Below are 24,551 nucleotides of genomic sequence, written 5' to 3' on the forward strand. Positions count from 1 at the left end.
CCGGCTCGCCGCCGCCACGAACCTCTGCCCGCACCACCGTCGCCGGGTCCTCGGCGGTGACCGCGAGTTCCGGCCGTGCCTCAGGAACTGTGGGAGGAGTGGAACTGCCAGGAGCGACGACGGCGGCTGGACTGCGATCGTTCGATGCAGTATTCGAAGGTGCTGCCGACGGCCTAGCCGTGAGCAGCGACGTGCCGCTACTGCCTCCGCCGAGCTGGGTGATCCGGCGATACGGGCGTAGCAGGATCCATCCCACCACGCCGCACAGAAGGACTAGCGTCACCTGGAGCCACCCGGGCAGCGACGAGGTGCTCATGATCAGGTCGACAGCGAAAAGGTAAACTGCGGCACCCGTGCCGAAGATCAGCACGTTAAACAGGGCGGCGAGCACCGAGTTCACCAGTCGGCGCAGGCCGGCACTAGCGGGTCGCAGCATGCCGATCGTGCCCAGAGCCGGTGCGGCGATCACGGCCCAGCGGATGACGAGGAAGCCCAGCAGCACCAGCAGGGAGGCGACGACATCGAATGCTGCGTAGCTGAATGCCGACAGGATCGCGACGAAGCCGGCACCGATCCGCTCCATGCCTTTGGTGCCTTGAAGGTATTGGTAGGCCTCGGGATCCTCGGACTTGATCTGCTCCGCGACCTTCATCCAGTCGCTCTGCTTAGCACGAATGATTCCATCACGTCGGCTGGTGTCATCTTGGATCGCAGCCACGTCGTCCCAGCTCAGGCTCTTGGCCCTGTACAAAGCTGGTCCATACTTGCGGGCGGTTTCACTGTCGGCAGAGCCTAGTGCGCCGCGAAGCCAATTGCGGTAAAGGAGGGCCTGTACGGCCGTGTCCCCTGCACGAACAGCAGGCGGCCGTTTGTCCTCACACGCACCAGGGGTCTGGTCGTCGCACACTGTCGATGCCTGCGCGCGAGGACCCACCGCACCGTGAACTACGCTCAGGACTCCGACTAGCGTGCCGTCGGCCGCTTTTGCAGATTGGACAGGCCAGCTTGCGATAGCAGTGACGCCCACCATGACCAAGATGGCCCAGCCGACCGTCGTCAACGCCATGGACATCTGTGCCTGCCGCGAACGCCAGAGCAGGTAGATACCTATCACAGCCAGCGTGATCACGCCGAAGACGCTGAAGACCTGCTTGTACAGAGCCGTCGTAGCCTTCTCGACCAGCGGGTCCGCCCAGCCCCACATCTCGCTGGGGGCCCATGCTCGTTCGCGCAGCGCGTTGGACACGCCCACGATTCCAGCGGCGAGCATGAACTCGCCGTTGGCGATGGTGTTTTCAAGCTTGTAGTCCGGGTGCATGACGGTCTGCACGCAGTTGATGTCGTAGGTCGTGTAGTCGTACCCGGCGTATCCGTATTCGCTGTAGAGCAGGTAGCTGCTTCCGTCAGCCCCGGTCGTCCATGTGGGCTTTCCGACGAACCAGCCGCCGAGGCCGGAGTCCGGGGCGGCCGGATTGGGGGCGCTGACGCACTGGATACGTGCCGCGCTCACCTCCTGCAGCCGCCCGACGCACTCGTCGATCCCCCGCTTGGTCCACTCCTCCAGCGAGCACAGCTTGTCCCCGGGCGCCACCGCCCCGACCCCCGCCGCAGGCGCCGCCGCCTGCACGGGAGCGCCGAACAGCGTCCCCAGCGCCAGCACCATGGTGGCGAGGGTGGCGGAGACAAGCCGCTTCACCGCTTGCCTCCCTGGCCGGCCGCCTGCCCCGTCGGGGTGGTGTCCAGCGTCTCCAGCAGCCCGGCAACGTACGACACGTCGACCCGCACCCGCTGCACCCGGCTGTCGACGTCGCGCAGCACGAACTCGCGATACCCGAGCCGTCCCGAGCTGTTCGCGTCGGGCGCGGACAGCGACGCGAGCACGGCCTCATACCCCACATCCGTCGGCACCCGCAGCAGACGCAGCGCCTCGGACGCGATCTCCGGGTCTTGCGCGATCCGCCCCACGAACACGGTCGAGACGAGGTTCTGCACGTCCAGCCCGAGGATGTCCTTCGGGTTCTGCGACGCGACGAGCGCCGCGAGGTTCCACTTGCGGCTGTCTCGCGCGAGCCGGACCAGGAACGACCGCCCGGACCGCCACCCCTCCATGAAGTGCGCCTCGTCGAGCCCGACGAGTTTGCGCTGGTGCATGTCGCCGGAGTAGCAGCGGCGCACGGCGAGCCGGTGCGCGGTGTGCAGCATCGGCAGGGCGAGCGCCTCCTCGGCGGACCAGTACTCGCGCTCGATCTTCAGGTCGGGCAGGCGCAGCCCGGACATGGTGATGACGGTGAGCGCTGCGTCGGTGCTGAGCAGGTCGCCGGGCGGGCTGCCGAAGAACAGCAGGGCGAGCGGCATCTCGGCGGTGTCGAGCAGCAGGTTGGCCAGCTCCCGGCCGGTGTCGTCGATGCTGGCGAGGCAGCGTACGACGTCGTCGAGGGTGGCCGTCTCCTCGGCGGGCACGGTGCGCACCGCGTGGCGGAGCAGGGTCGCGGTGGAGGCTTCGCGGGCGACCTGCGGCGGCATGAGCATGGAGCAGATGTCCTGCACCAGCATGCGGCGTTCGGCGCGGGCGTTGCTGACGGAGATCTCGTACTCGCGGTCGCCGTTGGGGCCGGGCGGGAACTCGGTCCGCTGCGGCGTCGGGATGAGCGAGTACGGCGCGAGGGTGCCCTGCTCGCCGCCGGTCAGGTTGAGCACGCGGGAGTACGGCCGCAGCTCGGGCATGGTGGCCAGGCGGGCGAGCGGGCCGGACGGGTCGAGCAGGGTGACCTGCACGCCGCGCCGGGCGTTGAGGTAGCCCATGGCGCCGAGCAGGGTGGACTTGCCACCGCCGGGTTCGGCGACCATGACGGACAGGCCGGAGCGCTCGCGCACCTCCATGGGGAAGTGCGGGTCGAGGAAGACGGGGCGGCGGCAGGTGCCGGCGGTGCGGCCGATCAGGTCGCCGCGGCGGTCGCCGACGACGGACGCGGCCTGGGGCAGCGCGGCGGCGAGCAGGCGTACCGGCATGCGGCGCAGGTAGCCGGTGTTGGCGACGGGCTCGCCGGGGATGAACTCGCGGGCGAGCTGGTCCTGCTGCTTGGGGTGCTGCAGCGAGATGCGCAGCTCGCGGCTGTAGGTGGCGACGACGGAGCGGGCGCGTTCGAGGCATTCCTCGCGTGATGCGCCGCTGACGGCGATGCGGTGCCAGCCGTGCGCGCGGGCGGAGTCGACGGGCAGGCCCGTGGTCATCTCGTCGCCCATGACGAGGGCGCGGCTGGCCAGGCGCTCCAGCTCGGGCGGGGCGTCCATGCCGTGCTCGAGGTAGTCGAGCTGCTGCGAGCGGATCATGCGCAGCCGGTGTTCGAGGTTGCGGAAGCTGTCGCCGGGTCCGAGGATGTCGACCCGCGAGGACAGCTCCATGGGCCAGGGCAGGCGCTCGTGGAAGTGCAGCCAGGGCTCGTGCCGCTCGGGGATGTCGAGCGGCTCCATGCGGCCGACGGTGAGCACGGCGACATGCCGCTCCTCGCCGGTCATGCGGTTGACGAGCTTGACGGTGCTGCCGTACGGGGTGCGGTAGCGCTCGATGTGCTCGGTGAGCGCGAGCAGGTCGCCGCTGTCCCAGCGGCCGTGGCCGACCGCGCCGATGAGGTCCGGCGGGCTCATGCCGAGCGCGACGGAGCGGTAGAGCAGCCATTCCAGCTCGCCGGCGGCGGCGCGCTGGCCGCGCATGCCGAACGCGGCGAGCACCTCGTCGAACTGCTCGACCTGCTTGCCGAGCTTGCGGCGCTCGGAGTCGGCGGTGCCCTTGCCGAAGGCGCGCAGCAGCTTCTCGCTGAACGAGTCGCCCAGCGCCCGGCGGGCGAAGGTGACGCCGAGGAAGGTCTGGCCCTCGCTGTGGTTGATCTCGCGCAGGTGGCGCTGCGCGGCGACCAGGTGGTCGCCCCAGCCGGGCGCGCCCGGCACGGGCGGCAGCGGGCGGGCGGTGAGCTGGTCGAGCTGTGCGGCCCACTGGTCGGCCGGGAAGGGCCGGGTGGTACGCCGCAGGTGCAGGCGGAAGCCGGCGAGGCCGGCGTACTGCTCGCTGATGGCGGACAGCAGCGCCTCGCGTTCGGCGTCGGGGCGGAACGCCCAGCGCACCTCGGGCAGCACGTACCAGGCGGTGACGGCGTGCGGAGTGAACGTGAGATGACCCGCGATCTCGGTGACCTCGAGTTCCTGCGCGGCGTCGCGGTCCTTGCTCGTCTTCGGCGGCGCGGCCGGCTTGACCTGCTTGCCGCGGCTCTTCGGCGGGGCCTGGCGGCGGCCGGGGTCCGGCGGGGCCGAGCGCGGCGCGGCCTGGGGCGTCCCACGCGGTGGCAGCGGACGGCTGCTCAGCGGCACGGTACTCACCGGCACCGAGCTGACGGGCATGGCGCTGACCGGCCGGTTGCGCGGCTCGGCCGCGGGGCGCATGGGCACGCCGCTGACCGGGACACCGCTCACGGGCGCGTTGCGCGGAACACTGCTGACCGGCGCATTGCGAGGCACGCCGCTGACCGGCGCGTTGCGAGGCACGCCGCTGACGGGACGGTTGCCCGGCCCACCGCTGACGGGCGCGTCAGCCGCGGAACCCCCGGTCTGCGCGCTACGCGGACCGCCGCTGACCGGCGCGTTCCCCGCGAGATCACCGCCCTGCGTGCCGCGTGGTCCGCCACTGGTGGGCGCGTTGCGCGGAGCGCCACCGCCCGTGGGCGCACCGCTGACCGGCGTGTTGCGCGAGCCGCGGGTGGCCGGCCCAGCGGCCCCGTCAGCGCGTCCGGGCGGGAAGTCGTCATCGAAGTCGTCGTCCGCCCATCCGGCGCCCACGGCGGACGGCGCGACCGGCGAGGGCGTGACCGGAGGCGGAGCCACCGGTGGGGTGTCGGCCCGCACGGGACCGCGCCGGGCCACTCCGGCCGGGCCTTCCTCCGGCCGCCGGACGGTACGCCCATAGGGCCCGTCCACCCTGGTCACAGGCGGCGTGGCGCGGGTCGGGGCGGCCGGGGTGCGCGGCGGTGCGGCGGTGCGGCCGACCGAGCCGGGCTCGGCGGCCTCGGAGTCGAACAGCTCCAGGAACGGCGACTCGATGTCGGGACCGGACGGCAGCGGCGGGGCGGCGCGGGGCGGCTCCGGGTCGCGGCGGGTCGCGGCGGCGCGCTCGCGCTGCGCCTGGGTCGCGGCGTCGGCGGCGGCGCGCATCTCGGCGGCGCGCCGGTCGGCCGCGGTCTGCAGGTCGCTGCGCAGGTCGGCGGTGCGCGCCTCGGGGCGGGCGCCGGGCTCGTCGCCCACGGCGTCCGGCTCGGCCGGCTCGCGCCGCCGGGGCGGCTGGAACACGGCGACCGGGCCCTGCGTGGCGGGTCCCTCGACGGAGGGGACGACGTCGGAGACGGCGTCGTCCAGGTCGTACTCGGTATCGTTGCTGGTCATGTGATCGCCTGCCGGACGACGACGCGGCGGGCGACCAGGCGCGGGTCGCGGCGCTCGGTGACCGGCTCGCGGGTGCGCCGCCAGTCGGTGAGCGCGGTCCGGATGACCATGCGCGCCGGGCGGTCGGGATCGACGTGGCGGAAGACGTACGACGTGGTGACGATCGCCAGCGCGATCTCCCACGCGGGGAAGATCTCGAAGCGCTGGCTGAACAGCCAGTGTATGCCCATGTAGAGCGGCACGAGCAGCACGAACAGGCCGTACTGCGCGTAGGGCAGCTGCACCGGGAGGGTGTAGCCGGGCGGGCCGAGGTAGACCAGGCGGGCCCGGTAGATGTCGTCGTCCGTACGCAGCCGCATCGCTCCGCCTACTCGAACATGATGTCGATCAGGTTCTCACCGACCAGCAGCAGCGCCCCCGCGCCGACGATGAACGCCACGCCGATGATCGCGATTGCCGAGCTGGTGAGCACCTTCGAGACCTCGCCCTTGCTGGCGCGGCCGATGAAGATCACGCCGAGGATGGCCAGCAGGATCGGAGAGATCTTCGTGGCGAAGAAGGTGAGGATGTCGTTGGTCGCGATGTTGCCCTTGGGGTCCGGGGCCGCCAGGACCGCGTCGGCGATCATGTCGAGGGTCGGCGTGGCATGGCTCCACGCCGCCTGGACCAGCTCCATGGCGATCATTCGGTACCTCCCCGGTGCGCGACCGGCGCTGCAATTGCCTAAGCCTTACCGATGGAGGTCATCGGCGGTGGGATGCGGCCGATGACACCCTGCTTCGTGTCGATCACAGTTCGTAGTGGAGCGCCGGGGTTTTGCTGTTGTCTAGGACCGGTGTTCGATCCATAGCAGAGCGTACGGTGCCCCCACCGGCGCGACAAGCCGTGCAGCTTGTGGCGGGTGTCGGATGTCCGGCCGTCACCTTGCGCCGCTCATCGTGACGCTCACGTCGGCGAAGGTCAGCGGGATCGGCGCCTGTGGCTTGTGGACGGTGACGGTGGCCCGGGCGACGCGCTCGTCGGCCAGGCAGGCATCGACGAGCCGCCGCGCCAGCGTCTCGATGAGGTTCACCGGCGGGCCGGCCACGATCTCGGCCAGACGTGAGGCCAGCTCGCCGTAGTGCACGGTGTCGCGCACGTCGTCACTCACGGCGGCCGGGCCGAGGTCCAGTTCGAGCACCACGTCCACGACGAAGTCCTGCCCGTCGCGCCGCTCGAAGTCGAAGACGCCGTGGTTGCCGCGTACCCGCAGGCCGGTGAGCGTGATGAGGTCCATGGTCAGCCTTCGTAGCGCAGCCGGGGGCGGCCCGTCGCGCGCCACACCGCGAGCGCGTCCGCGGTCGCGCGCACGTCGTGCACGCGTACCCCCCAGGCGCCCGCGGCGGCGGCGAGCAGGCTGGTCGCGGTGGTCGCGGCGTCGCGCTCCGGGGCCGGGCGGCCGTCGAGCAGCACTCCCAGATAGGACTTGCGGCTGGCGCCGAACAGCACCGGGAAGCCCAGGTCCAGCAGCCGGTCCAGGTGGCGGGTCAGCGCCCAGTTGTGCGCGGCGGTCTTCGCGAAGCCCAGGCCGGGGTCGATGATGACGCGGTCGGCGGCGATCCCGGCGGCCAGCGCCTCGTCCACCCGCTGCGCCAGCTCGGCGCGCACCTCGGCGACGACGTCCTCGTACACGGCCAGCGACTGCATGCCGGCCGAGTGCCCGCGCCAGTGCATCACCACGTACGGGCAGCCGGCCGCGGCCACCACGCGGCGCATGTCCGGATCGGCCAGCCCGCCCGAGACGTCGTTGACGACGGCGGCCCCGGCCTGCACCGCCGCGGCGGCGACGGCGGCGCGGGTGGTGTCCACACTGGTCGCCACCCCGGCCGCGGTGAGCGCCGCGATGACCGGCACCACCCGCTTGATCTCGGTGTCGGCGTCCACCCGCAGCGCGCCCGGCCGGGTCGACTCGCCGCCGACGTCCACCAGGTGCGCGCCCTGCTCGTGCAGCTCGACCCCGTGCCGTACGGCGGCGTCGAGGTCGTCATAGAGGCCGCCGTCGGAGAAGGAGTCGGGGGTGACGTTGAGAACCCCCATCACGACGGGCGGCGTCGCGCGCATCAGGTCGACCACCACGCTGCGAGAATATCGGGCGTGACGGCAGTGGTCTTCTCGATAGGCAGCAACCTCGGCGACCGCGCCGACCACCTGCGCTTCGCGGTGCGGCGCCTGGCCCAGGAGGGGGAGCTGCTCGCGGTGAGCGGCGTCTACGAGACGCCGCCGTGGGGCGACACCGAGCAGCCGGCGTACTACAACGCCGCGCTGCTGGTGCGCGGCCCGCAGAGCGTGGAGCAGTGGCTCCTCACGGCGCAGGGCATCGAGCACGAGGCCGGGCGGGTGCGCCACCAGGCGCGGCGCTACAGCCCGCGCACGCTCGACGTGGACCTCGTCGCGGCCTGGACGGACGACGGCGAGCCGATCCTGCGGGACACCCCGGAGCTGACGCTGCCCCACCCGCACGCGCACCAGCGGGCGTTCGTGCTGCGCCCGTGGCTGGAGGTGCAGCCGTACGCCGAGCTGCCCGGCCACGGCTGGGTCAACGAGCTGGTGCTGGCCGAACCCATGGCGGCCGAGGTGGCCGCGATGACCGCCCTGCCCGCTGTGCGGCTCGAAGTAGAGTGACCCCCAGCCGATGTAGTGAGGGGTGCGGACCGAAGTGAGCCAGCCGTCGACACCGGAGCCACGGCTGCGGCCCACCAACCCGGCCACCCTCGTCGTGGCGGGCATCGGCTCCGCCGCGATCGCCTGGCTGGTCATCAGCGAGTGGTACTTCGACCTGGCGTACCTGCCGTTCCTCGGCAGCAACGGCTGGCTGACCGCGTTCATCCTGCTCGCGCTCGCCATCGGCGAGTTCGCCCTGGCGCAGCAGACCCGGGCCCGGATCGAGCGCCGGCCGGGTCGCCCGCCCGTCGAGGCGCTGGCCGTGGCCCGGTACGTGGTGCTCGCCAAGGCCTCCTCGCTGGCGGGCGCGATCTTCGCCGGGTTCGCGGCCGGGCTGAGCATCTGGCTGTTCTTCGAGCAGCAGCAGACCGACCAGCTGGCCGCGGCGGGCCGGGACCTGCCCGCCGCGCTCGTCTCGCTGGTGTGCTCGCTGGCGCTGCTGGCCGCGGGGCTGTGGCTGGAGCGGGCGTGCCGGGTGCCCCGGCGGCCCGAGGACGAGACGCCGGACATCGACTGAACCGAGCGCGACCACTTTCCGACACGAGACGCCAGCAGCAGGTTATCGCCGGACAAGACTGTCGCATTCACGTTCCAGCCGGTAGGTTGCCGTGCGTGATGCCGTGTCGTACCCCGCGACCGGCAGCCGACTCGGGAGGCGCGAGTCATGGCCTACGACAGCGATGCGACCGACGCGACAGGGCAGCGGCGGTTCCGTGGCGAGAGCTTCCATGAGGAGTCCGTCGCGGGTGTGCAGTACCGGCCGCGGGCGACGCCCGCCGCCAACCTCGACGACGTCTTCGACGACCCCGCGCACGGCGAGGTCGGCCGGGACCGGCTCGGCATCCACTTCGCGTGGGAGGGCGTGCTCCTCCTCGGCATCGTGGTGCTCGGCTTCCTGCTGCACAGCAGCCACCCGGCCCAGATCAGCGGCGACCGGCTGAACGAGCTGCTCGTCTTCGCCTCGGCGCTGGGCCTGCTGGCCTTCGGCGCGGCGATGACGATGCGGGCCGGGGCGGTCAACCTGGCGCTCGGCCCCGTCGCCTCGGCGGCCGCGCTGTTCTACGCCGAGCGCGGCAACGACGGCGTGGTCCCGACCGCGGGGGTCGCCGTCGCGCTCGCCGCCGGGGTCGGCCTGGTCATCGCCGTCCTGGTCGTCGGCTTCCACGTGCCCGGCTGGGCGGGCAGCCTCGCCGCCGCGCTGGCCGTCATCGTCTGGATCCAGAAGCACCCCGATCCGCTCACCGTCGCGGGCGAGTTCGACCCGACGAACCAGGCGCTCTACCTGTACGCCGGGTTCGCCGCGCTGAGCCTCGTCGCCGGGCTGCTGGGCGCGATCCGCTCCATCCGGCGCGGCGTGGGCCGGTTCCGCCCGGTGGGCGACCCCGCGCACCGCCGGGGCGGCCTGGGCGGCGTCGTCGCCTCGCTCGGCCTGATCGCCTCGACCGCGCTCGCGGCGGTGGCGGGCGTGCTGCTCGCCGCGCTCAACGGGGCCACCGAGCAGGTCGTGGTGCCGACCGAGGGCATCGAGCTGACCGGCCTGGCCATCGGCGCGGCGCTGGTCGGCGGCGTGAGCGCGTACGGGCGCCGCGGCGGCGTCTTCGGCACGCTGCTCAGCGTCAGCCTGCTCAGCCTGGTCGTCTGGTACGCCGGCAAGGACGCGGCGAACTGGCGCATCTCGCACTACGCGCTCGCCGCCGGGGTGGTCGCGGTCGGCCTGGTGGTGACGCGGCTGGTGGAGACGTTCGGCCGCCCGCTGCCGGTGGACGAGGAGAGCCCCGACGACTGGTCCGACGTGGGCGTGCCCGGCACCGCCGCGTGGTCCACGGGCAGCGGCGACACCTGGGCCAACCTGCCCGCGCAGGCCGCGCCTGCCCGCACCGACCAGTGGGGCGACGAGGACCGCTGGAGTTCGCTGAGGTGACTCCGGGCGCCTGACCGCGGAGGCGGGCGCCGGCAGCACTGTGCCACTTTCGTGGGCAAGACGGGCGAAAGGGGCGAGGGATCGTTGAACCTCTCGTGACGAGAGTTCAGCGATTACCGGCTCGGCGGGCGCCGATGCTGGGGCTGCGCAAGCCCCGCTGGGTCGCGCACCTGTTCCGGACGGGCACGAGGCGATCTCCGCGGCGGAGGTTCGCGCATTTCAGCGCCGCAGAGCATTCCCCTCGGCGGCAACTGTCGGTAGCCTCTAGCAACATGCCGAACTCGGACACTCGCGATGAACAGCGCCACGCGCGCCTGCTCCCGGTGCTGTTCTGGGGCGGGGTCGGGCTGGCCCCGCTGGCGGCGTTGTTCCTGTTCATCGCCGATGGTGGCACCGCACTGCGGGCCGCGGTGGGCGTGGTCATCCTGTCGGTGATCCTGATCGGCCTGTCGATCACTCTCCGTCGCGACACCGAGACGGTTCGGCTGGAGCTCGAGGACATGATCCTCGACGAGATCGACACCGTACGGACCGACGTCCGCGACGACATCTCCACCGCCGCCCACGCCACGCACCGCGCGTTCGGCGACAAGTTCCAGTACCTGGTGGACCAGCTGGAGGCCACCCGGCACGAGCTGGAGGCGACCCGCGCGCAGCTGGAGGCGGTCCGCGCCGAGGTGGCACGCAGCGGGCAGGCGGCCCCGGCGGGCGCCGGCCGCGGCGGCCCGTCGCCGGCCCCGCACCAGCCCGCGCCGCACGGCGGCCGTGCGGGCATGCCCGGCGTGGTCCGGCACACCGAGACGGTCCAGGTCACCACCCGGCAGACCATCGTCGACCCGCACGGCGAGGACAACCAGCGCGGCGCGGTCTACGGCAGCCCGGCCGGCGGCTTCGACCGCGGCCGCGACACCGACTACGGCTCCCGCGCCGAGAGCCCCCGCGAGGAGCGGCGTTCCCGCTCGGAGCGCCGCGAGCGCGACCGCCACGAGGAGTCCTGGACCGAGCAGCGGCTGCGCGAGCAGCTGGAGCGCCGCCGGGAGGCCGACGAGCCGGTCTCCGGCGGCGACAGCTGGACCTCCCGCCGCGACCGCGACGACGACCGCCGTCCGGGCCGCGCCGACGCGATCGAGGGCCGCTGGTCCGAGCGCGACGACGACGAGCGGCCGGGCGTACGCGCCGGCGACCGCTGGGCGAGCGTCCGCAGCGACGACCGGGGCCGCGAGGTCCGCATGGGCGAGCGCCGGGCGGCGCTGCACAGCGACGGCTCCGGCACCGAGCTGCGCATCGAGGACCGGTGGGCGGCGGTGCGCCGCGAGGACAACCGCCCCAGCAGCTTCTTCGACGACGACCAGGACGACGACCGCGGCTCGCGGCGCGAGCCCCGGGCGATCACCGGCTCCGACCGCGAGGAGCGCTGGTCCGACTACGAGGACGACCGCGGCCGTGGCCGCGAGCGCGAGCGCGACCGCGGCGACTACGACCGCCGCTACCGCTGACCGAGCACGCGGAACGCGCCCTTCCGGGACCGGGAGGGCGCGTTTTCGCGTATCCGGCGGCTACTTGTCGACGTCGCCGACGACGAAGAACATCGAGCCCAGGATCGCGATCAGGTCCGGCACCAGGGTCCCCGGCAGCAGCGTCGACAGCGCCTGCACGTTGGCGTACGACGCGGTGCGCAGCTTCATCCGCCACGGCGTCTTGTCACCCTTGGAGACCAGGTAGTAGCCGTTGACGCCGAGCGGGTTCTCGGTCCACGCGTAGGTGTGCCCCTCGGGGGCCTTGACCACCTTCGGCAGGCGTACGTTGACCGGCCCGGTGATCCGGTCGACCCGGTCCAGGCACTGGCGGACCAGGTCCAGCGAGGCGTACACCTGGTCGAGCAGCACCTCGAACCGGGCGTGGCAGTCGCCGGCGGTCTTGGTGACCACGGGGACGTCCAGCTCGCCGTAGGCTAGGTACGGCTCGTCGCGGCGCAGGTCGAAGTCCAGGCCGCTGGCCCGCGCGACCGGCCCCGAGGCGCCGTACGCGGCGGCCTGGGCGGCGGTGAGCACGCCGACGCCGACGGTGCGGGCCAGGAAGATGTCGTTGCGCCGGATCAGGTCGTCCAGCAGCGGCATGCGCGAGGCGACCAGGTCGACGGCCTCCCGGGCGCGCCGGGTCCAGCCCGCCGGGACCTCCTCCTTCAGCCCGCCGACGCGGTTGAACATGTAGTGCATGCGGCCGCCGGAGGCCTCCTCCATCACCGCCTGCAGCACCTCGCGCTCGCGGAACGCGTAGAACATCGGGGTGATCGCGCCGATCTCCAGCGGGTACGAGCCGAGGAACATGAGGTGGTTGAGCACGCGGTTCAGCTCGGCCATCGCGGTGCGCAGCCACACCGCGCGCTCCGGGACCTCCAGGCCCATCAGCCGCTCGACGGCCATCGCCGCGCCCAGCTCGTTGCTGAACGCGCTGAGCCAGTCGTGCCGGTTGGTCAGCACCAGCAGCTGCCGGTAGTCGCGCACCTCGAACAGCTTCTCCGCGCCGCGGTGCATGTAGCCGATGATCGGCTCGGCGGAGAGCACCTTCTCGCCGTCGAGCACCAGCCGCAGCCGCAGCACGCCGTGCGTCGAGGGATGCTGCGGCCCGATGTTCAGCACCATGTCGGTGCCGAGCTGCTGCGCGCCCGCGCCCGCGCCGACCGTCAGCTCCCGCGTACCCGCATCCGCCATGCGCGCCATCGTAAGCCTTCCGAAAGGAAGGGCACCTTCTTAACGCTATCCGTAGAGGAAGGGCACCTTCTTAACCCTCACCCGACGGTGTCCCGCCCCGGGCGCCGCGCGCTGAGTGCCAAGATCCCCGTCTCGTGTCCAAAGGTGTGCTGTGACCGCATGTTTCGACACGAGACCGCGATCATGCCCCGTCGGCGGGCCGGGTCTCAGGACGTGGGACGGCCGGAAGGGGGCGCGACAGGGTGGAGCAGGGGGACGCGGTGCGGGTCGAGGCCGGTCCAGTGGGCGAGCCACCAGTGGGCGCCGAGGCCGGCGGGGGCGGTCAGTTCGGCGATCTCGCTTGCGGCGGCCAGGGCACGCACGTAGCCGACGGGGTCGGTCGAGGCCAGGGTCAGCGGCGGCCGGGCGCCGTCGAGGCCGAGGCGGGCGAGCGCTTCGCGCTGGCGTACCAGCAGATGGTCTTCGCCGGCCGCAGCGGCCGCGGAGTCCAGGGCGACGTGGCAGGTGATGTCGGTCGTGCCGTCGAAGGCGGGCAGGACCTCCCGCCCATCGCGGAAGCCCGTCGCGGTGGGCAGCGGAGGCCGGTCCTCGCGCAGGTGCCCGTAGTCCACCGCGAGCGCGAGCCCAGCGGTGACCGCGCCGACCGCCTCGGCCCAGGCCTCGTCGCGGGCCCGCCCGACCTCCACGATCTCGCCGGGCGCCGCAGGCCACCACCGCGCGACCCAGTCCGCGTCGGCCGCGTCGAGCGGACCGCACGCAGCGAGTGAGGTGTCCAGGTAAGTATCGTCCCGCGCCAGGTCCAGCGGCACGTTGTCGAGCCATTCCGTCGCCAGCAGCAACCCGGTCAGCCCGCGCGGCACGTCGGTCCGCCACTCGATCCGGCCCGGCTCTATCTCGCTGCCTCGCAGTGCGTCGTCGCCGCCTGCTGAGCCGCCGCGCGGTGCGTCCGCTGAGCGGTCCGGAGCCGAGGGCGGCGACGACGGGATCGTCACGCCCTCGCGGGGCGTGATCTCGACGCCGACCGCGCGGACGCGAGCCCGCAACCGCTCGGGTAGGGCGACCATCACCCCAGTGAGCAGCTCGCCGCCGCCCGCGCCGACGTCCACCAGGTCGAACACCTCCGGGGAGCCGAGCGCGGCGTCGAGGTCCACGGCGAGCCGGGCGATCGCTCGCGCGAAGTGGGGGGAGTGGGCGCTGGTCCGGAAGTGGGCGGCGGGCCGGTCCCGGACGAAGAACCCGTCCGGGCCGTACAGCGCCGTTCGCATCGCGTCCCGCCATCGCATGGGTGCGGTTCACTCTCCGTTCGTCGCCGGCCGCCCTGCCGAATCTACGGTCCGCCGCCCGCGGATCGATCGCACCCACCGGGTTCGCGGTCCTGAGAGCGCGGTCACGAACGGCGCTCCCGGGACGTGGTTCCGGGGGCGCCGTTCGTTGGTGCTTATGTGAACATTCCGCGGCAGTGCGGTTTCGCACAGTCTCTGTCCAGCGCTCCGAAGCCGGGCGCATACTTGCGGCGACCGGTACCCCGAAGAAGAGGACTGGATCGTCACATGAGTGCTGAGCTCACCGTGGGTGTGATCGGCGCCGGCCGGGTGGGTGCGGTCCTCGCCGCCGCCCTGGAGGCCGCCGGGCACCACGTCGTCGCGGCCTCGGGCGTCTCCGCCGCCGCCAAGCACCGCATCCGCACCCTGCTCCCGGGTGCCGTCAACCTTCCCGCCGACGAGGTGGCCCGCGCCGCGGCCGACCTGCTGGTCATCGCCGTGCCGGACGACGCCCTCGCGGGCGTGGTGACCGGCCTGGCCGCGACCGGCGCGCTGCGGCCCGGCCAGGTCGTGGCGCACACCTCCGGCGCGCACGGGCTGGCCGTGCTGGCCCCGGCCGCCGCCGTGGGCGCCCGGCCGCTGGCGCTGCACCCGGCGATGACCTTCACCGGCACCCCGGCCGACCTGGGCCGGCTGCCCGGCATCTCGTACGGCGTCACCGCCGCCGACTCCGGCGTACGCGAACTCGCCGCCGCGCTCGTCGCGGACCTGGGCGGCTCCCCGGAGTGGATCGCCGAGGACCGGCGCGCGCTCTACCACGCGGGCCTCGCGCACGGCGCGAACCACCTGGTCACGCTCGTGAACGAGGCGGCCGACCGGCTGCGCGACGCGGGGGTGCTGAGCCCGGATAAGGTGCTCGGGCCGCTGCTGACGGCCGCGCTGGAGAACGCGCTCAAGATGGGCGACGCGGCGATCACCGGCCCGGTGTCGCGCGGCGACGCGGGCACGGTCGCCCGGCACGTACGCGAACTGGAGCGCACCGCCCCCGACTCGCTGCCCGCGTACGTGGCACTGGCCCGGCGCACCGCCGACCGGGCGATCGCCACCGGCCGGCTGCGCGCGACGGACGCCGAGCCGCTGCTGGGCGTGCTCGCCGACTCCACCGCCGCGGACGCCGGGCACGTCGGCCTCGGCGAGGCCGCGAAGTGACCGCGGTCGTCCGCACCCGCGCCGAGCTGGCCGCGGCGCGCGCCGCCGCGCAGGGCTCGGTGGCGGTCGTGATGACCATGGGCGCGCTGCACGAGGGGCACGCCACGCTGCTGCGCGAGGCCCGCAAGCACGGCGACTTCGTGCTCGCGACGATCTTCGTGAACCCGCTGCAGTTCGGCCCGAACGAGGACCTGGCCCGCTACCCGCGCACCTTCGAGGCGGACCTGGCGGTGTGCGAGCGCGAGGGCGTCGACCTGGTGTTCGCGCCCACCCCCGAGGTGATGTACCCGTACGGCCAGCCCGAGGTCACCGTGCACCCCGGCCCGCTGGGCGCGGTGCTGGAGGGCGCGGTGCGCCCCGGCCACTTCGCGGGCGTGCTGACCGTGGTGAACAAGCTGCTCCGGCTCACCCGGCCGGACGCGGCGTTCTTCGGGGAGAAGGACTACCAGCAGCTCACCCTGATCCGGGCGATGGCGCGGGACCTGGAGCACGACGCCGAGATCGTCGGCGTGCCGACCGTACGGGAGCCGGACGGCCTGGCCCTGTCCAGCCGCAACCGGTACCTGAGCGAGGACGAGCACGAGACCGCGCTGGCCCTGTCCCGGGCGCTGCGCGCGGGCGCGGCCCGGCACACCCCCGCCGAGGTGCTGGCCGCCGCGACCGCCGAGCTGGCCGGCCTGGACGTGGACTACCTGGCGCTGCGCGGCGCCGACCTGAGCGAGGACCCGGTGTCCGGTCCGGCGCGGCTGCTGGTCGCGGCCCGGGTGGGCACCACCCGCCTCATCGACAACCTGCCCGTCGACCTCGTCACGAGCGGGGCGGCCGACCGGACCGAGGAGAACTGACCCCCATGTTCATGCGCACCATGTTCAAGTCGAAGATCCACCGGGCCACGGTGACCCAGGCGGACCTGCACTATGTGGGCTCCGTCACCATCGACGAGGATCTGATGGACGCCGCCGACCTGCTGCCCGGCGAGCAGGTGGCGATCGTGGACGTGACCAACGGCGCGCGCCTGGAGACCTACGTGATCCCGGGTGAGCGGGGCACCGGCGTGATCGGCATCAACGGCGCCGCCGCGCACCTGGTGCAGCCCGGCGACCTGGTCATCCTCATCTCGTACGCGCAGGTGGACGAGGCGACCGCGCGCGCGTACACGCCGCGGGTGGTGCACGTCGACGAGCGCAACCGGATCATCTCGCTCGGCGCGGACCCGGCCGAGGCGGTCAGCGGCATGGTCGGCGACGTCGTACGGGGTGACCTGACGCTCAGCCGCTGACGTCCTCCGTTCCGGCGATCCCGGGTACTGGACAAGATCCTCTACGCTGCCCGGAGTTCGGACACGGGGAGGATCGGCCATGCGAGGACGCTCGCTGCGCGGTGGGATGGTGGTCGCGCTGCTGACGACGGTGGTCGCGGCGGGATGCGCCGACGGGCCGCCGCCCGGGACCGACGGCGCGCTGACCGACGACTGGGCCAAGGTGGCACAGGTCAAGGGCTACGCGCCGGAGGCCGGAAGCTGTATCCGGGATCGGCCGGGCCAGTACGCGACCCGCCCGTCGAGAGACGGCGAGATCGACTGCGCCTCGAACCACTACGGCGAGGCGGTCCACGTCGGCACCTTCACGACCGACACCATGCCCGGCCCGGTGCAGCTGGCGACCGCCTACGCGGAGTGCGACGCGAAGTCGAAGGGCTACCTCGGGCGTTTCTGGTGGGAGGCCAGCCTCGACCTCTACGTCTCCGTGCCCACCGAGGCAGCCTGGAGGGGCGGGGCCCGCTGGTTCCGCTGTGACGTGGTCCAGTTGTTCGACGTGACCGGCCGCTGGACGGCCCGCCAGGGTCGGCTGCAGGGATCCGTGCCGGCGGACCTGCTGCAGGGTTGCCTGACGGCGCCCGAGAAGGGCGAGGTGGCCGCGGTCCCGTGCACGAAGGCGCACAACGCCGAATACGTCGGCGCCGTCCGGGCCACGGCGACCACGCCGTTCCCGAAGTCGAAGCGGCAGTTCGACGTGCTGCACCGCCAGTGCCGCGAGCTGATCGCGAAGTTCGTCGGGGTGGGCAAGGACCAGGCGGGCCGCTTCGGCACGTATCTCTTTCCGAAGGACGTCGTCAGCTGGAACGGGGGCAATCGCCTCGTGGGCTGCGCGGTCTGGTTCGACGACAAGACGATGAAGAAGTCGGCCCGCGGCACCGAGGGCAAGGGCGTCCCCAACTTCTGACCTCGCCCGATGCCCCCGTCCGACAACCCGGTCCGCCGCATTGGACGGGACGGTCTAGGCTGCCCCGGGGTTCCGTGACACGGGGAGGAACGGCGATGCGGGTACGTCTTACGGCCGGCGCGATGACGGTGACGCTGCTGACGAGCCTGGCCATGGCCGGCTGCGCGGCCAAGCTGCCCGCCGCGGTCGATCGCGACCTGACCGACGACTGGGTGAAGGTCGCGCAGGTCGAGGGCTACGTTCCTGACGCGGGGGTATGCCTGGACGTGGTGCCCAAGGGCACCGGCCGCTACACCGACCTGACCGTCGACTGCTCGAAGCTGCACTACACCGAGACGGTCCACGTGGGCCGGTTCGCCGAGACCGCGACCCGGGGCGCGAAGGACTTCGCCGCCGCGTTCACCGAGTGCGACGCGAAGTCGAAGGAGTACATCGGCCGGCCCTGGTCGGACGGCACGCTGGTCCTGAAGGTGACCACGCCGACCGACGCGGCCTGGAAGGGCGGCGCCCGCTGGTTCCGGTGCGACCTGACCGAGGTCGACTCGGTCAGCGGCGGGTCCAACTGGGTCCGGCGCAGCGCCAGCCTGAAGGACGGCATCCCGGCGGCGTCGCTGCTGACCTGCGGCAAGTACAACCGCAAGGCGAACAACACGATGCCCCGCGTGGCCTGCACGACCGCCCACAACGCCGAGTTCGCGGGCTCGTTCCGCGCCGCCGCGAACGTCGCCTTCCCCAAGTCGGAGCGGCAGTGGGACGTCATCCACAAGCAGTGCCGCGCCGTCGTCGGGAGGTTCCTCGGCGTCTCCGCCACCACCGCCCAGCGCTGGGGCGTGGTCTCGTACCACCTGGGCGAGGACGGCTGGGCCGACGGCAACCGCCTGGTCCGCTGCTACGTCTGGTTCGGCGGCAGCACCATGAAGAAGTCGGCCAAGGGCAGCAAGGGCAAGGGCCTGCCGAACTTCGTCAGCGTGTCGTGACCCCCTTCCGGGCTGCTAGATGGTCGACAGCTCCGGTGTCGCCCGAGCCTTTGTTCGGTTAGGCTCCCCGGGCGGACCGGGGTCTGGGAGGGACGACACATGGCGTGGAGGCGGTGGATCGCCGCCGGTGCGGCTGCCTGCGCACTGGCGACAGCGCTGACCGGATGCGGCCCGGCCGCGGCCGGGGTGGACGGCCGGCTCGCCGACGACTGGGCGGCCCTGCCCGAGGCGAAGGTGTTCACCCCCGGCGCCGAGGTGTGCCACGAGAACACGTACGAGCGGACCGGCCGCGCCACGGCGTACCGCCCGGTCGACTGCGAGCTGGCGCACTACGGCGAGACCGTATACGTCGGGCAGCTGACCGGCCCGGCCGCCGAGCTGGCCACCCCGCCGGAGCCGGACGACGCCTCGGTCGCGCCCGCGTTCGCCGAGTGCGACGAGCGGGCGACCGCGTTCACCGGCCGCCAGTGGCGGGACGGGCGGCTGACCCTGGAGCTGACGCTGCCCTCCTCGGCGGCCTGGCAAGGCGGCGCCCGGTGGTATCGGTGCGAGCTGAACGAGCTGACCACCGTCACCGACGACGCCGACTGGGTCCAGCGCAAGGGAAGCCTGCGCGGCAGCCTGCCGACCGGGCTGCTGCTCGGCTGCTTCGCCGAGACCGGCAAGAACGGCTCGGTGGACAGCATGCCCGAGATCGACTGCGCGAAGTCGCACAACGCGGAGTACGTCGGCACCTTCATGGCCGCCGCGACCCGCAAGTACCCGAGCACCGACGCGGACTGGAACTACTTCCACGACAACTGCCGCAAGGTGATGGCCGACTTCATCGGCGTGGCGAAGAGCGCGACCTCGAAGTACGGCGTGATCTCGTGGCCGTACAGCCGCGCCACCTGGGCCGCGGGCGACCGCGGGGTGCGCTGCTACCTGTGGCTGGAGACGAAGAAGATGACCGGTTCGGCCAAGGGCAGCAAGGGCAAGGGCATCCCGAGCTGACCGGGTGAGCCGGCGCCGTGAGGGGACTCACGTGGGGCCGGGGGTGAACGCCGGGCTGCGGCGCGGTTGACTGTGCTGGTGCGCAAGGCGTTGACAGTCCCGGTTGAGCTCCCGGTGCCGCCGCGGGCGTTGCCCGCACGGCCGGCGAGCTGGTTCGAGCCCACCGACGTGGTCGTGATCGGGTCCGGCATCGCCGGGCTGACCGCCGCGCTGCACCTGCGGGAGGCGGGCCTGCACGTCACGGTGGTGACCAAGGTCAACATCGATGACGGCTCCACCCGCTGGGCGCAGGGCGGCATCGCCGCGGTCCTGGACCCGCTGGACACCCCCGCCGCGCACGCCCAGGACACCCTGGTCGCCGGGGTGGGGCTGTGCGATCCGGCCGCGGTGGACGTGCTGGTGACCGAGGGCCCGGCCCGGGTACGCGAGCTGATCAAGATGGGCGCCGAGTTCGACCGCCACCCGGACGGCTCGCTGATGCTGACCCGCGAAGGCGGCCACCACGCCAACCGCATCGTGCACGCGGGCGGCGACGCGACCGGCGCCGAGGTGCAGCGGGCGCTGCACGCCGCGGTCCGCCGCGACCCGTGGATCCGGCTCGTGGAGCACGCGCTGGTGCTGGACCTGCTGCGCGACGCCGCCGGGCGGGCCTGCGGGGTCACCCTGCACGTGCTCGGCGAGGGCACCGAGGACGGCGTCGGCGCGGTGCTGGCGCGGGCGGTGGTGCTGGCCACCGGCGGGCTCGGGCAGATCTTCGCGGCGACCACCAACCCGGTGGTGTCCACCGGGGACGGCGTGGCGCTGGCGCTGCGGGCCGGGGCCGACGTCACCGACCTGGAGTTCGTGCAGTTCCACCCGACCTCGCTCTACCTGCCCGGCAACCGGACCGCGCAGCAGCCGCTGGTCAGCGAGGCGCTGCGGGGCGAGGGGGCATACCTGGTCGACGGGGACGGCAAGCGTTTCATGGTCGGGCAGCACGAGCTGGCCGAGCTGGCTCCGCGCGACGTGGTGGCCAAGGGCATCCACCGGCAGATGCTGGCGTCGGGCACCGACCACGTGTATCTGGACGCCCGGCACGTGCCCGACCTGGCCAACCGGTTCCCGACGATCACGGCGTACTGCCTCGCGGCCGGGGTGGACCCCACGGTCGACCTGATCCCGGTGGCCCCGGCGGCGCACTACGCCTCCGGCGGCGTGCGGACCGACCTCGACGGCCGGACCAGCATCCCCGGGCTGTACGCCTGCGGTGAGGTCGCCTGCACGGGCGTGCACGGCGCCAACCGCCTGGCCTCGAACTCGCTGCTGGAGGGCCTGGTCTTCGCCCGGCGTATCGCCGCCGACATCGCCCGCGACCTGCCCCCGCAGTCCGACCCGGTGCTCGCCGACGCGACCGCCCCGCAGGCCGGATTCGGCGCTGACGGCACGCCGGAGGGTGGTGACGCGGTCGGTGGGTCGGCCTCTCCGGCCGTTCCCGGTGCGGCGGACGCCGAGTCGGCGTTCACCGGTCTGGCCTGGACGCCGGAGGGCGTCGTGGCGGCGCCTCCGGTGGACCCTGACGAGCTGGCCGCGCGCCGGCGTGCGCTGCAGCGGGCGATGACCCGTGGCGCGGGCGTGCTGCGCAGCGCGCAGACGCTGGCCGAGACCGCCGCCGTGCTGCGCGAGGTGGGCACGCCGCCGCTGCCCGGCCGCACCGCCGGCTGGGAGTTCGCGAATCTGCTGACCGTGGCGAGCGCGCTGGTGGCGTCGGCGGCGCTGCGCGTCGAGACGCGTGGCTGCCACTGGCGAGAGGATCATCCAGAGGCGGCCCCGGACTGGCGGGGCCACCTGTTCCCGGCCCTGGCCGCGGAGACCATGACCGAGACCTGGGAGGCGATGGCATGAAGGACACCACGCAGGCGCAGCTGGCCAAGGCCGGGCTCGACCCGGACGAGGTGCAGCGCATCGTGGCGAACGCGCTGCGCGAGGACCTCGGGCCGGACCGGCTCGACGTGACCAGCGTGGCGACCATCCCCGAGCAGCAGACCGACACCGCCGACCTGATCGCCCGCGAGGCGGGCGTGGTAGCCGGGCTGGCCGTGGCGGAGCTGGTGTTCGAGCTGGCCGGGCCAGGCGCCGAGGTGACCGTGCACGTGCAGGACGGCGACACGGTGGCGCGCGGCGACGTGCTGGCCACGATCACCGGCCCGACCCGCACCCTGCTGTCGGCCGAGCGCACCGCGCTGAACCTGCTGTGCCGCATGTCCGGAGTGGCCACCCACACGCGCCGCTGGGTCGAGCAGCTCGCCGGGACCGAGGCGCTGGTGCTGGACACCCGCAAGACCACCCCCGGCCTGCGGCCGCTGGAGAAGTACGCGGTGCGCGCGGCGGGCGGGACCAACAAGCGCATGGGCCTGTACGACGTCGCCATGATCAAGGACAACCACAAGCTCGCCGCGGGCTCCATCACGGCGGCGTACGACCTGGTGCGCAAGACCTTCCCGGACGTGCCGGTGCAGGTCGAGGTGACCACGCTGGCCGAGGCGCAGGAGGCGGTGGCCGCCGGGGCGAGCTTCCTGCTGTGCGACAACATGTCGCCGGAGCTGCTGCGCGAGGTGGTCGCGGCGGTCGGCGACCGGGCCGAGCTGGAGGCGACCGGCGGGCTCACCCTGGAGGTCGCGGCCGCGTACGCGGCGACCGGGGTGGACTACCTCTCGGTGGGGGCGCTGACCCACTCGTCGCCTATCGTGGACATCGCCCTGGACCTCCGAGCGCGGAAGTAGACGCCCGGTGCTGCTCTGTATCGACATCGGTAACACCAACACCGTGCTCGCCACCTTCGACGGCGAGCAGATCGTGCACTCGTGGCGGGTCAAGACCGACGCCCGCAACACCGCCGACGAGCTGGGCCTGATGTTCCGCGGGCTGCTGGCCGGGGACAACGTGGAGATCACCGGGGTGGCCGCGTGCTCCACGGTGCCGGCCGCGCTGCGCTCACTGCGCACCATGCTCAGCCGCTACTACGGCGGCCTGCCCGCCGTCGTCGTCGAGCCGGGCGTGCGCACGGGGGTGCAGCTGGCCATCGACAACCCGAAGGAGGTCGGCGCCGACCGCGTGGTCAACACGCTGGCCGCGCACGCCCTCTACGGCGGCCCGGCCATCGTGGTCGACTTCGGCACCTCGACCAACTTCGACGCGATCAGCGCCCGCGGCGAGTTCCTCGGCGGGGTGCTCGCCCCGGGCATCGAGATCTCGGTGGAGGCGCTCGCCGCCCGCGCCGCCCAGCTGCGCAAGGTCGAGCTGATCAAGCCGGCCCGCATCATCGGCAAGAACACCGTCGAGTGCCTGCAGTCCGGGGTGGTCTACGGGTTCGCCGGGCAGGTGGACGGCGTCGTCAACCGCATGATCGAGGAGCTGGGCGGGGTCACCGCGGTCATCGCCACCGGCGGGCTGGCCCCCGTCGTCATCAGCGAGTGCGCGACCATCACCCACCACGAGCCCATGATCACCCTGATCGGGCTGCGCATGGTGTACGAGCGCAACGTCAGCGCCTGACCGCCCGGTACGCCACCGTGAGGTAGGGCAGCTCGAAGCTGTCCCGGCCGGCCAGGTCGGGGTGGTCCGCGCACAGCTCGCGCACCGCGTTCAGCAGCCGCTCCTGCTCGGCGGGGGCGGCGGTCAGGTACCAGGAGCGCGAGGCGACCAGGTCGAGCAGGCCCTGCGGGGTCTGCCGCACGGTGTGCCGGAATTCGGCGCGCTCGGCGGGCGTGAACAGCGGCCCGAAGTCCAGGTCGGCGTCGAGCCGCTCGCGATGGAAGGCGGCCGTCTTCACGATCGCGTCGAGCTGGCGCGTCCAGTCGAGGCTGGTGTCGCGGTCGTTCCACAGGGGCGCCAGCACGCCACCGCCCCGCAGCACGCGGGCCATCTCCGGGTGCGCGGTCGCCGGGTCGAACCAGTGGTACGCGGTGCCCACGACGATCGCGTCGGCGGAGCCGTCCGGCAGCGGGATCGCCTCGGCCGCGCCCGCCAGCGGGGTCACCCCGGGGTTGGCCCGCGCCAGCGCCGCTCGCATCTGCGGGTCCGGCTCGACCGGCACCACCTCGAAGCCGGCGGCGAGCGCCACCCGGCTGAGCTGCCCCGTCCCGGCGCCCAGGTCGACCACCCGGGCGGGCGGGGCGCCGATCGCCCAGGTGAGCGCCTCGGCCGGATAGCTCGGGCGGGCCCGCTCATAGATCTGTGCCGCGCTGCCGAAGGACAGCCGGTGCTCCTCGATTCCAGCCATGCCCGCCTCCCCGTGTCCGCCGTATTCCGCCCGGGTCACCCTAGTGCAGGGGCACGCGTATTCAGGGAGATGTCCCGGCATTATGCGACGGCGCTGACGAGCATGAATTCGGCGGCCGCCGCAATGGTGCCGGGACGGGGCGCGGCGGCGGACCGTCATCGTACGGTAGCGCAGCGCTGATAGCGGGCTTTGCCGCGACTTTCGGCATACCCGCCAGGCTCGGCATGCAGTGCCCGCCGGGCCGTGCATCCCGGCGCGTGGAACCGGTATCCCCAGCCGCGTCCCCGGACGTTGAATGGGCTAGCCGGTGTTATTTTCCCTTGTCAGACGATAGCCGATCCGGTGCCGTGCGGCGGTTTGCGCCGCGCCGCCGCGCCGTACTGGAATAAAGGTCTACCCCGGAATTGATTCGCTGTCGAAAACTGTTCTATCCTGTCGGGCGTCACCCTCTATGCAATTCATGGCGCCCTTGACTGGCGGGGAGGCACGGGGCGGCGAGAAAGGAAGACCCTATGGCCAGGCGCGAGATTGTGGTTCTGGCGGACGACCTCGATGGTTCCGAAGGCGACGTCCGTAGCGTGAAGTTCGGGTTCGAAGGCGCCAACTACGAGATCGATCTCGGCCCGGCGAACCATGACAAGCTGGCATTGGCGCTGGCGCCGTTCCTGGCCGCCGCGCGCAAGGAGAGCGGTCGCCGTGGTCCGGCCGCCGCCCCGAAGGCGAAGGCGCCGACCGCGGCTGAGCAGCGTGCGTTCAACCAGCGGGTGCGCGAGTGGGCGAAGGACCAGGGCAAGGAGGTCAACGACCGGGGCCGGGTGCCGGCCAAGGTCATCGAGGCCTACTACGCCGCCGGACTGCGCTGACCGCCGCA

Annotated in this window: 23 protein-coding genes; 14 read left to right on the forward strand and 9 right to left on the reverse strand. The window is 72.8% G+C overall.

What is annotated here, in order from left to right:
- The 6 genes from Cba03nite_RS13580 to folP all read right to left on the reverse strand — a co-directional run.
- The coding region (locus tag Cba03nite_RS13580; protein WP_239125712.1) for a DMT family transporter at positions 1 to 1,663 on the reverse strand (1,663 nt) is incomplete at its 3' end.
- 29 nt (positions 1,664 to 1,692) lie between these two features.
- The gene (locus tag Cba03nite_RS13585; RefSeq protein ID WP_239125706.1) at positions 1,693 to 5,427 is read right to left on the reverse strand and encodes an ATP-binding protein; all 3,735 of its coding nucleotides are present in this window, start codon (positions 5,425 to 5,427) and stop codon (positions 1,693 to 1,695) included.
- Positions 5,424 to 5,786 (reverse strand): hypothetical protein, encoded by a 363-nt coding sequence (locus tag Cba03nite_RS13590; RefSeq protein WP_203745761.1) that lies wholly within the window; start codon positions 5,784 to 5,786, stop codon positions 5,424 to 5,426. The genes Cba03nite_RS13585 and Cba03nite_RS13590 overlap by 4 nt, the downstream gene beginning before the upstream one ends.
- An 8-nt stretch (positions 5,787 to 5,794) precedes the next feature.
- Complete coding sequence (locus Cba03nite_RS13595) at positions 5,795 to 6,112, reverse strand: hypothetical protein (RefSeq protein WP_203745763.1); 318 nt, start codon at positions 6,110 to 6,112, stop codon at positions 5,795 to 5,797.
- Positions 6,113 to 6,346: 234 nt separating this feature from the next.
- Positions 6,347 to 6,703, reverse strand: coding sequence for a dihydroneopterin aldolase (gene folB, locus Cba03nite_RS13600; protein ID WP_203745765.1), 357 nt, complete (start codon positions 6,701 to 6,703; stop codon positions 6,347 to 6,349).
- Between the two features lie 2 nt (positions 6,704 to 6,705).
- Positions 6,706 to 7,539: a dihydropteroate synthase gene (gene folP, locus Cba03nite_RS13605; RefSeq protein WP_203745827.1), complete on the reverse strand. Its 834-nt coding sequence runs from the start codon at positions 7,537 to 7,539 to the stop codon at positions 6,706 to 6,708.
- Positions 7,540 to 7,560: 21 nt separating this feature from the next.
- Here folP and folK point away from each other — a divergent pair, with 21 nt between their 5' ends.
- The 4 genes from folK (at position 7,561) to Cba03nite_RS13625 (ending at position 11,544) form a co-directional block, all read left to right on the forward strand.
- Complete coding sequence (gene folK / locus Cba03nite_RS13610; protein ID WP_203745767.1) at positions 7,561 to 8,088, forward strand: 2-amino-4-hydroxy-6-hydroxymethyldihydropteridine diphosphokinase; 528 nt, start codon at positions 7,561 to 7,563, stop codon at positions 8,086 to 8,088.
- A 22-nt stretch (positions 8,089 to 8,110) separates the two neighbouring features.
- The gene (locus Cba03nite_RS13615) at positions 8,111 to 8,644 is read left to right on the forward strand and encodes a DUF3180 domain-containing protein (protein ID WP_239125707.1); all 534 of its coding nucleotides are present in this window, start codon (positions 8,111 to 8,113) and stop codon (positions 8,642 to 8,644) included.
- 147 nt (positions 8,645 to 8,791) lie between these two features.
- Positions 8,792 to 10,048, forward strand: coding sequence for an ABC transporter permease (locus Cba03nite_RS13620; RefSeq protein ID WP_203745769.1), 1,257 nt, complete (start codon positions 8,792 to 8,794; stop codon positions 10,046 to 10,048).
- 272 nt (positions 10,049 to 10,320) lie between these two features.
- Positions 10,321 to 11,544, forward strand: a complete 1,224-nt coding sequence (locus Cba03nite_RS13625; RefSeq protein ID WP_203745771.1) for a cation:proton antiporter — start codon at positions 10,321 to 10,323, stop codon at positions 11,542 to 11,544.
- Positions 11,545 to 11,604: 60 nt separating this feature from the next.
- Here the strand turns inward: Cba03nite_RS13625 and Cba03nite_RS13630 are convergent, their stop codons facing one another.
- Together Cba03nite_RS13630 and Cba03nite_RS13635 are read right to left on the reverse strand one after the other, a co-directional pair.
- Positions 11,605 to 12,759, reverse strand: a complete 1,155-nt coding sequence (locus tag Cba03nite_RS13630) for an NADH-quinone oxidoreductase subunit D (protein ID WP_203745773.1) — start codon at positions 12,757 to 12,759, stop codon at positions 11,605 to 11,607.
- A gap of 206 nt (positions 12,760 to 12,965) precedes the next feature.
- Positions 12,966 to 14,024 (reverse strand): SAM-dependent methyltransferase, encoded by a 1,059-nt coding sequence (locus Cba03nite_RS13635; RefSeq protein ID WP_239125708.1) that lies wholly within the window; start codon positions 14,022 to 14,024, stop codon positions 12,966 to 12,968.
- Positions 14,025 to 14,309: 285 nt separating this feature from the next.
- On the opposite strand from Cba03nite_RS13635, the gene Cba03nite_RS13640 reads away from it, so the two are divergent.
- The 9 genes from Cba03nite_RS13640 (at position 14,310) to Cba03nite_RS13685 (ending at position 22,953) form a co-directional block, all read left to right on the forward strand.
- Entirely contained in the window at positions 14,310 to 15,230 is a 921-nt protein-coding gene (locus tag Cba03nite_RS13640) for a Rossmann-like and DUF2520 domain-containing protein (RefSeq protein WP_203745777.1), read from the forward strand.
- The gene (gene panC, locus Cba03nite_RS13645) at positions 15,227 to 16,075 is read left to right on the forward strand and encodes a pantoate--beta-alanine ligase (protein ID WP_203745779.1); all 849 of its coding nucleotides are present in this window, start codon (positions 15,227 to 15,229) and stop codon (positions 16,073 to 16,075) included. The genes Cba03nite_RS13640 and panC overlap by 4 nt, the downstream gene beginning before the upstream one ends.
- Before the next feature lie 5 nt (positions 16,076 to 16,080).
- Positions 16,081 to 16,509 carry an aspartate 1-decarboxylase gene (gene panD, locus Cba03nite_RS13650; protein WP_203745781.1) on the forward strand — a complete coding sequence of 143 codons (429 nt, stop codon included), beginning with the start codon at positions 16,081 to 16,083 and terminating at the stop codon, positions 16,507 to 16,509.
- A gap of 79 nt (positions 16,510 to 16,588) precedes the next feature.
- Positions 16,589 to 17,452 carry a septum formation family protein gene (locus Cba03nite_RS13655; protein WP_203745783.1) on the forward strand — a complete coding sequence of 288 codons (864 nt, stop codon included), beginning with the start codon at positions 16,589 to 16,591 and terminating at the stop codon, positions 17,450 to 17,452.
- Positions 17,453 to 17,547: 95 nt separating this feature from the next.
- The gene (locus Cba03nite_RS13660) at positions 17,548 to 18,429 is read left to right on the forward strand and encodes a septum formation family protein (protein WP_203745785.1); all 882 of its coding nucleotides are present in this window, start codon (positions 17,548 to 17,550) and stop codon (positions 18,427 to 18,429) included.
- A gap of 99 nt (positions 18,430 to 18,528) precedes the next feature.
- Positions 18,529 to 19,422: a septum formation family protein gene (locus Cba03nite_RS13665; protein WP_203745786.1), complete on the forward strand. Its 894-nt coding sequence runs from the start codon at positions 18,529 to 18,531 to the stop codon at positions 19,420 to 19,422.
- A 90-nt stretch (positions 19,423 to 19,512) separates the two neighbouring features.
- On the forward strand, positions 19,513 to 21,303 hold the full coding sequence (locus Cba03nite_RS13670; RefSeq protein ID WP_239125709.1) for an L-aspartate oxidase: 1,791 nt from the start codon (positions 19,513 to 19,515) through the stop codon (positions 21,301 to 21,303).
- Positions 21,300 to 22,181, forward strand: coding sequence for a carboxylating nicotinate-nucleotide diphosphorylase (nadC, locus tag Cba03nite_RS13680; protein ID WP_203745787.1), 882 nt, complete (start codon positions 21,300 to 21,302; stop codon positions 22,179 to 22,181). The genes Cba03nite_RS13670 and nadC overlap by 4 nt, the downstream gene beginning before the upstream one ends.
- A 7-nt stretch (positions 22,182 to 22,188) precedes the next feature.
- Positions 22,189 to 22,953 (forward strand): type III pantothenate kinase, encoded by a 765-nt coding sequence (locus Cba03nite_RS13685; protein WP_203745788.1) that lies wholly within the window; start codon positions 22,189 to 22,191, stop codon positions 22,951 to 22,953.
- Here Cba03nite_RS13685 and Cba03nite_RS13690 read toward each other — a convergent pair.
- A complete protein-coding gene (locus Cba03nite_RS13690) occupies positions 22,943 to 23,680 on the reverse strand; it encodes a class I SAM-dependent methyltransferase (RefSeq protein WP_203745789.1) in 738 nt (245 codons plus the stop codon). The genes Cba03nite_RS13685 and Cba03nite_RS13690 overlap by 11 nt on opposite strands.
- 512 nt (positions 23,681 to 24,192) lie before the next feature.
- Here Cba03nite_RS13690 and Cba03nite_RS13695 point away from each other — a divergent pair.
- A complete protein-coding gene (locus Cba03nite_RS13695; RefSeq protein ID WP_203745790.1) occupies positions 24,193 to 24,543 on the forward strand; it encodes a histone-like nucleoid-structuring protein Lsr2 in 351 nt (116 codons plus the stop codon).
- Positions 24,544 to 24,551 lie beyond the last annotated feature (8 nt).

It is taken from the genome of Catellatospora bangladeshensis (genome assembly GCF_016862575.1).
In the GTDB taxonomy this organism is placed as follows: domain Bacteria; phylum Actinomycetota; class Actinomycetes; order Mycobacteriales; family Micromonosporaceae; genus Catellatospora; species Catellatospora bangladeshensis.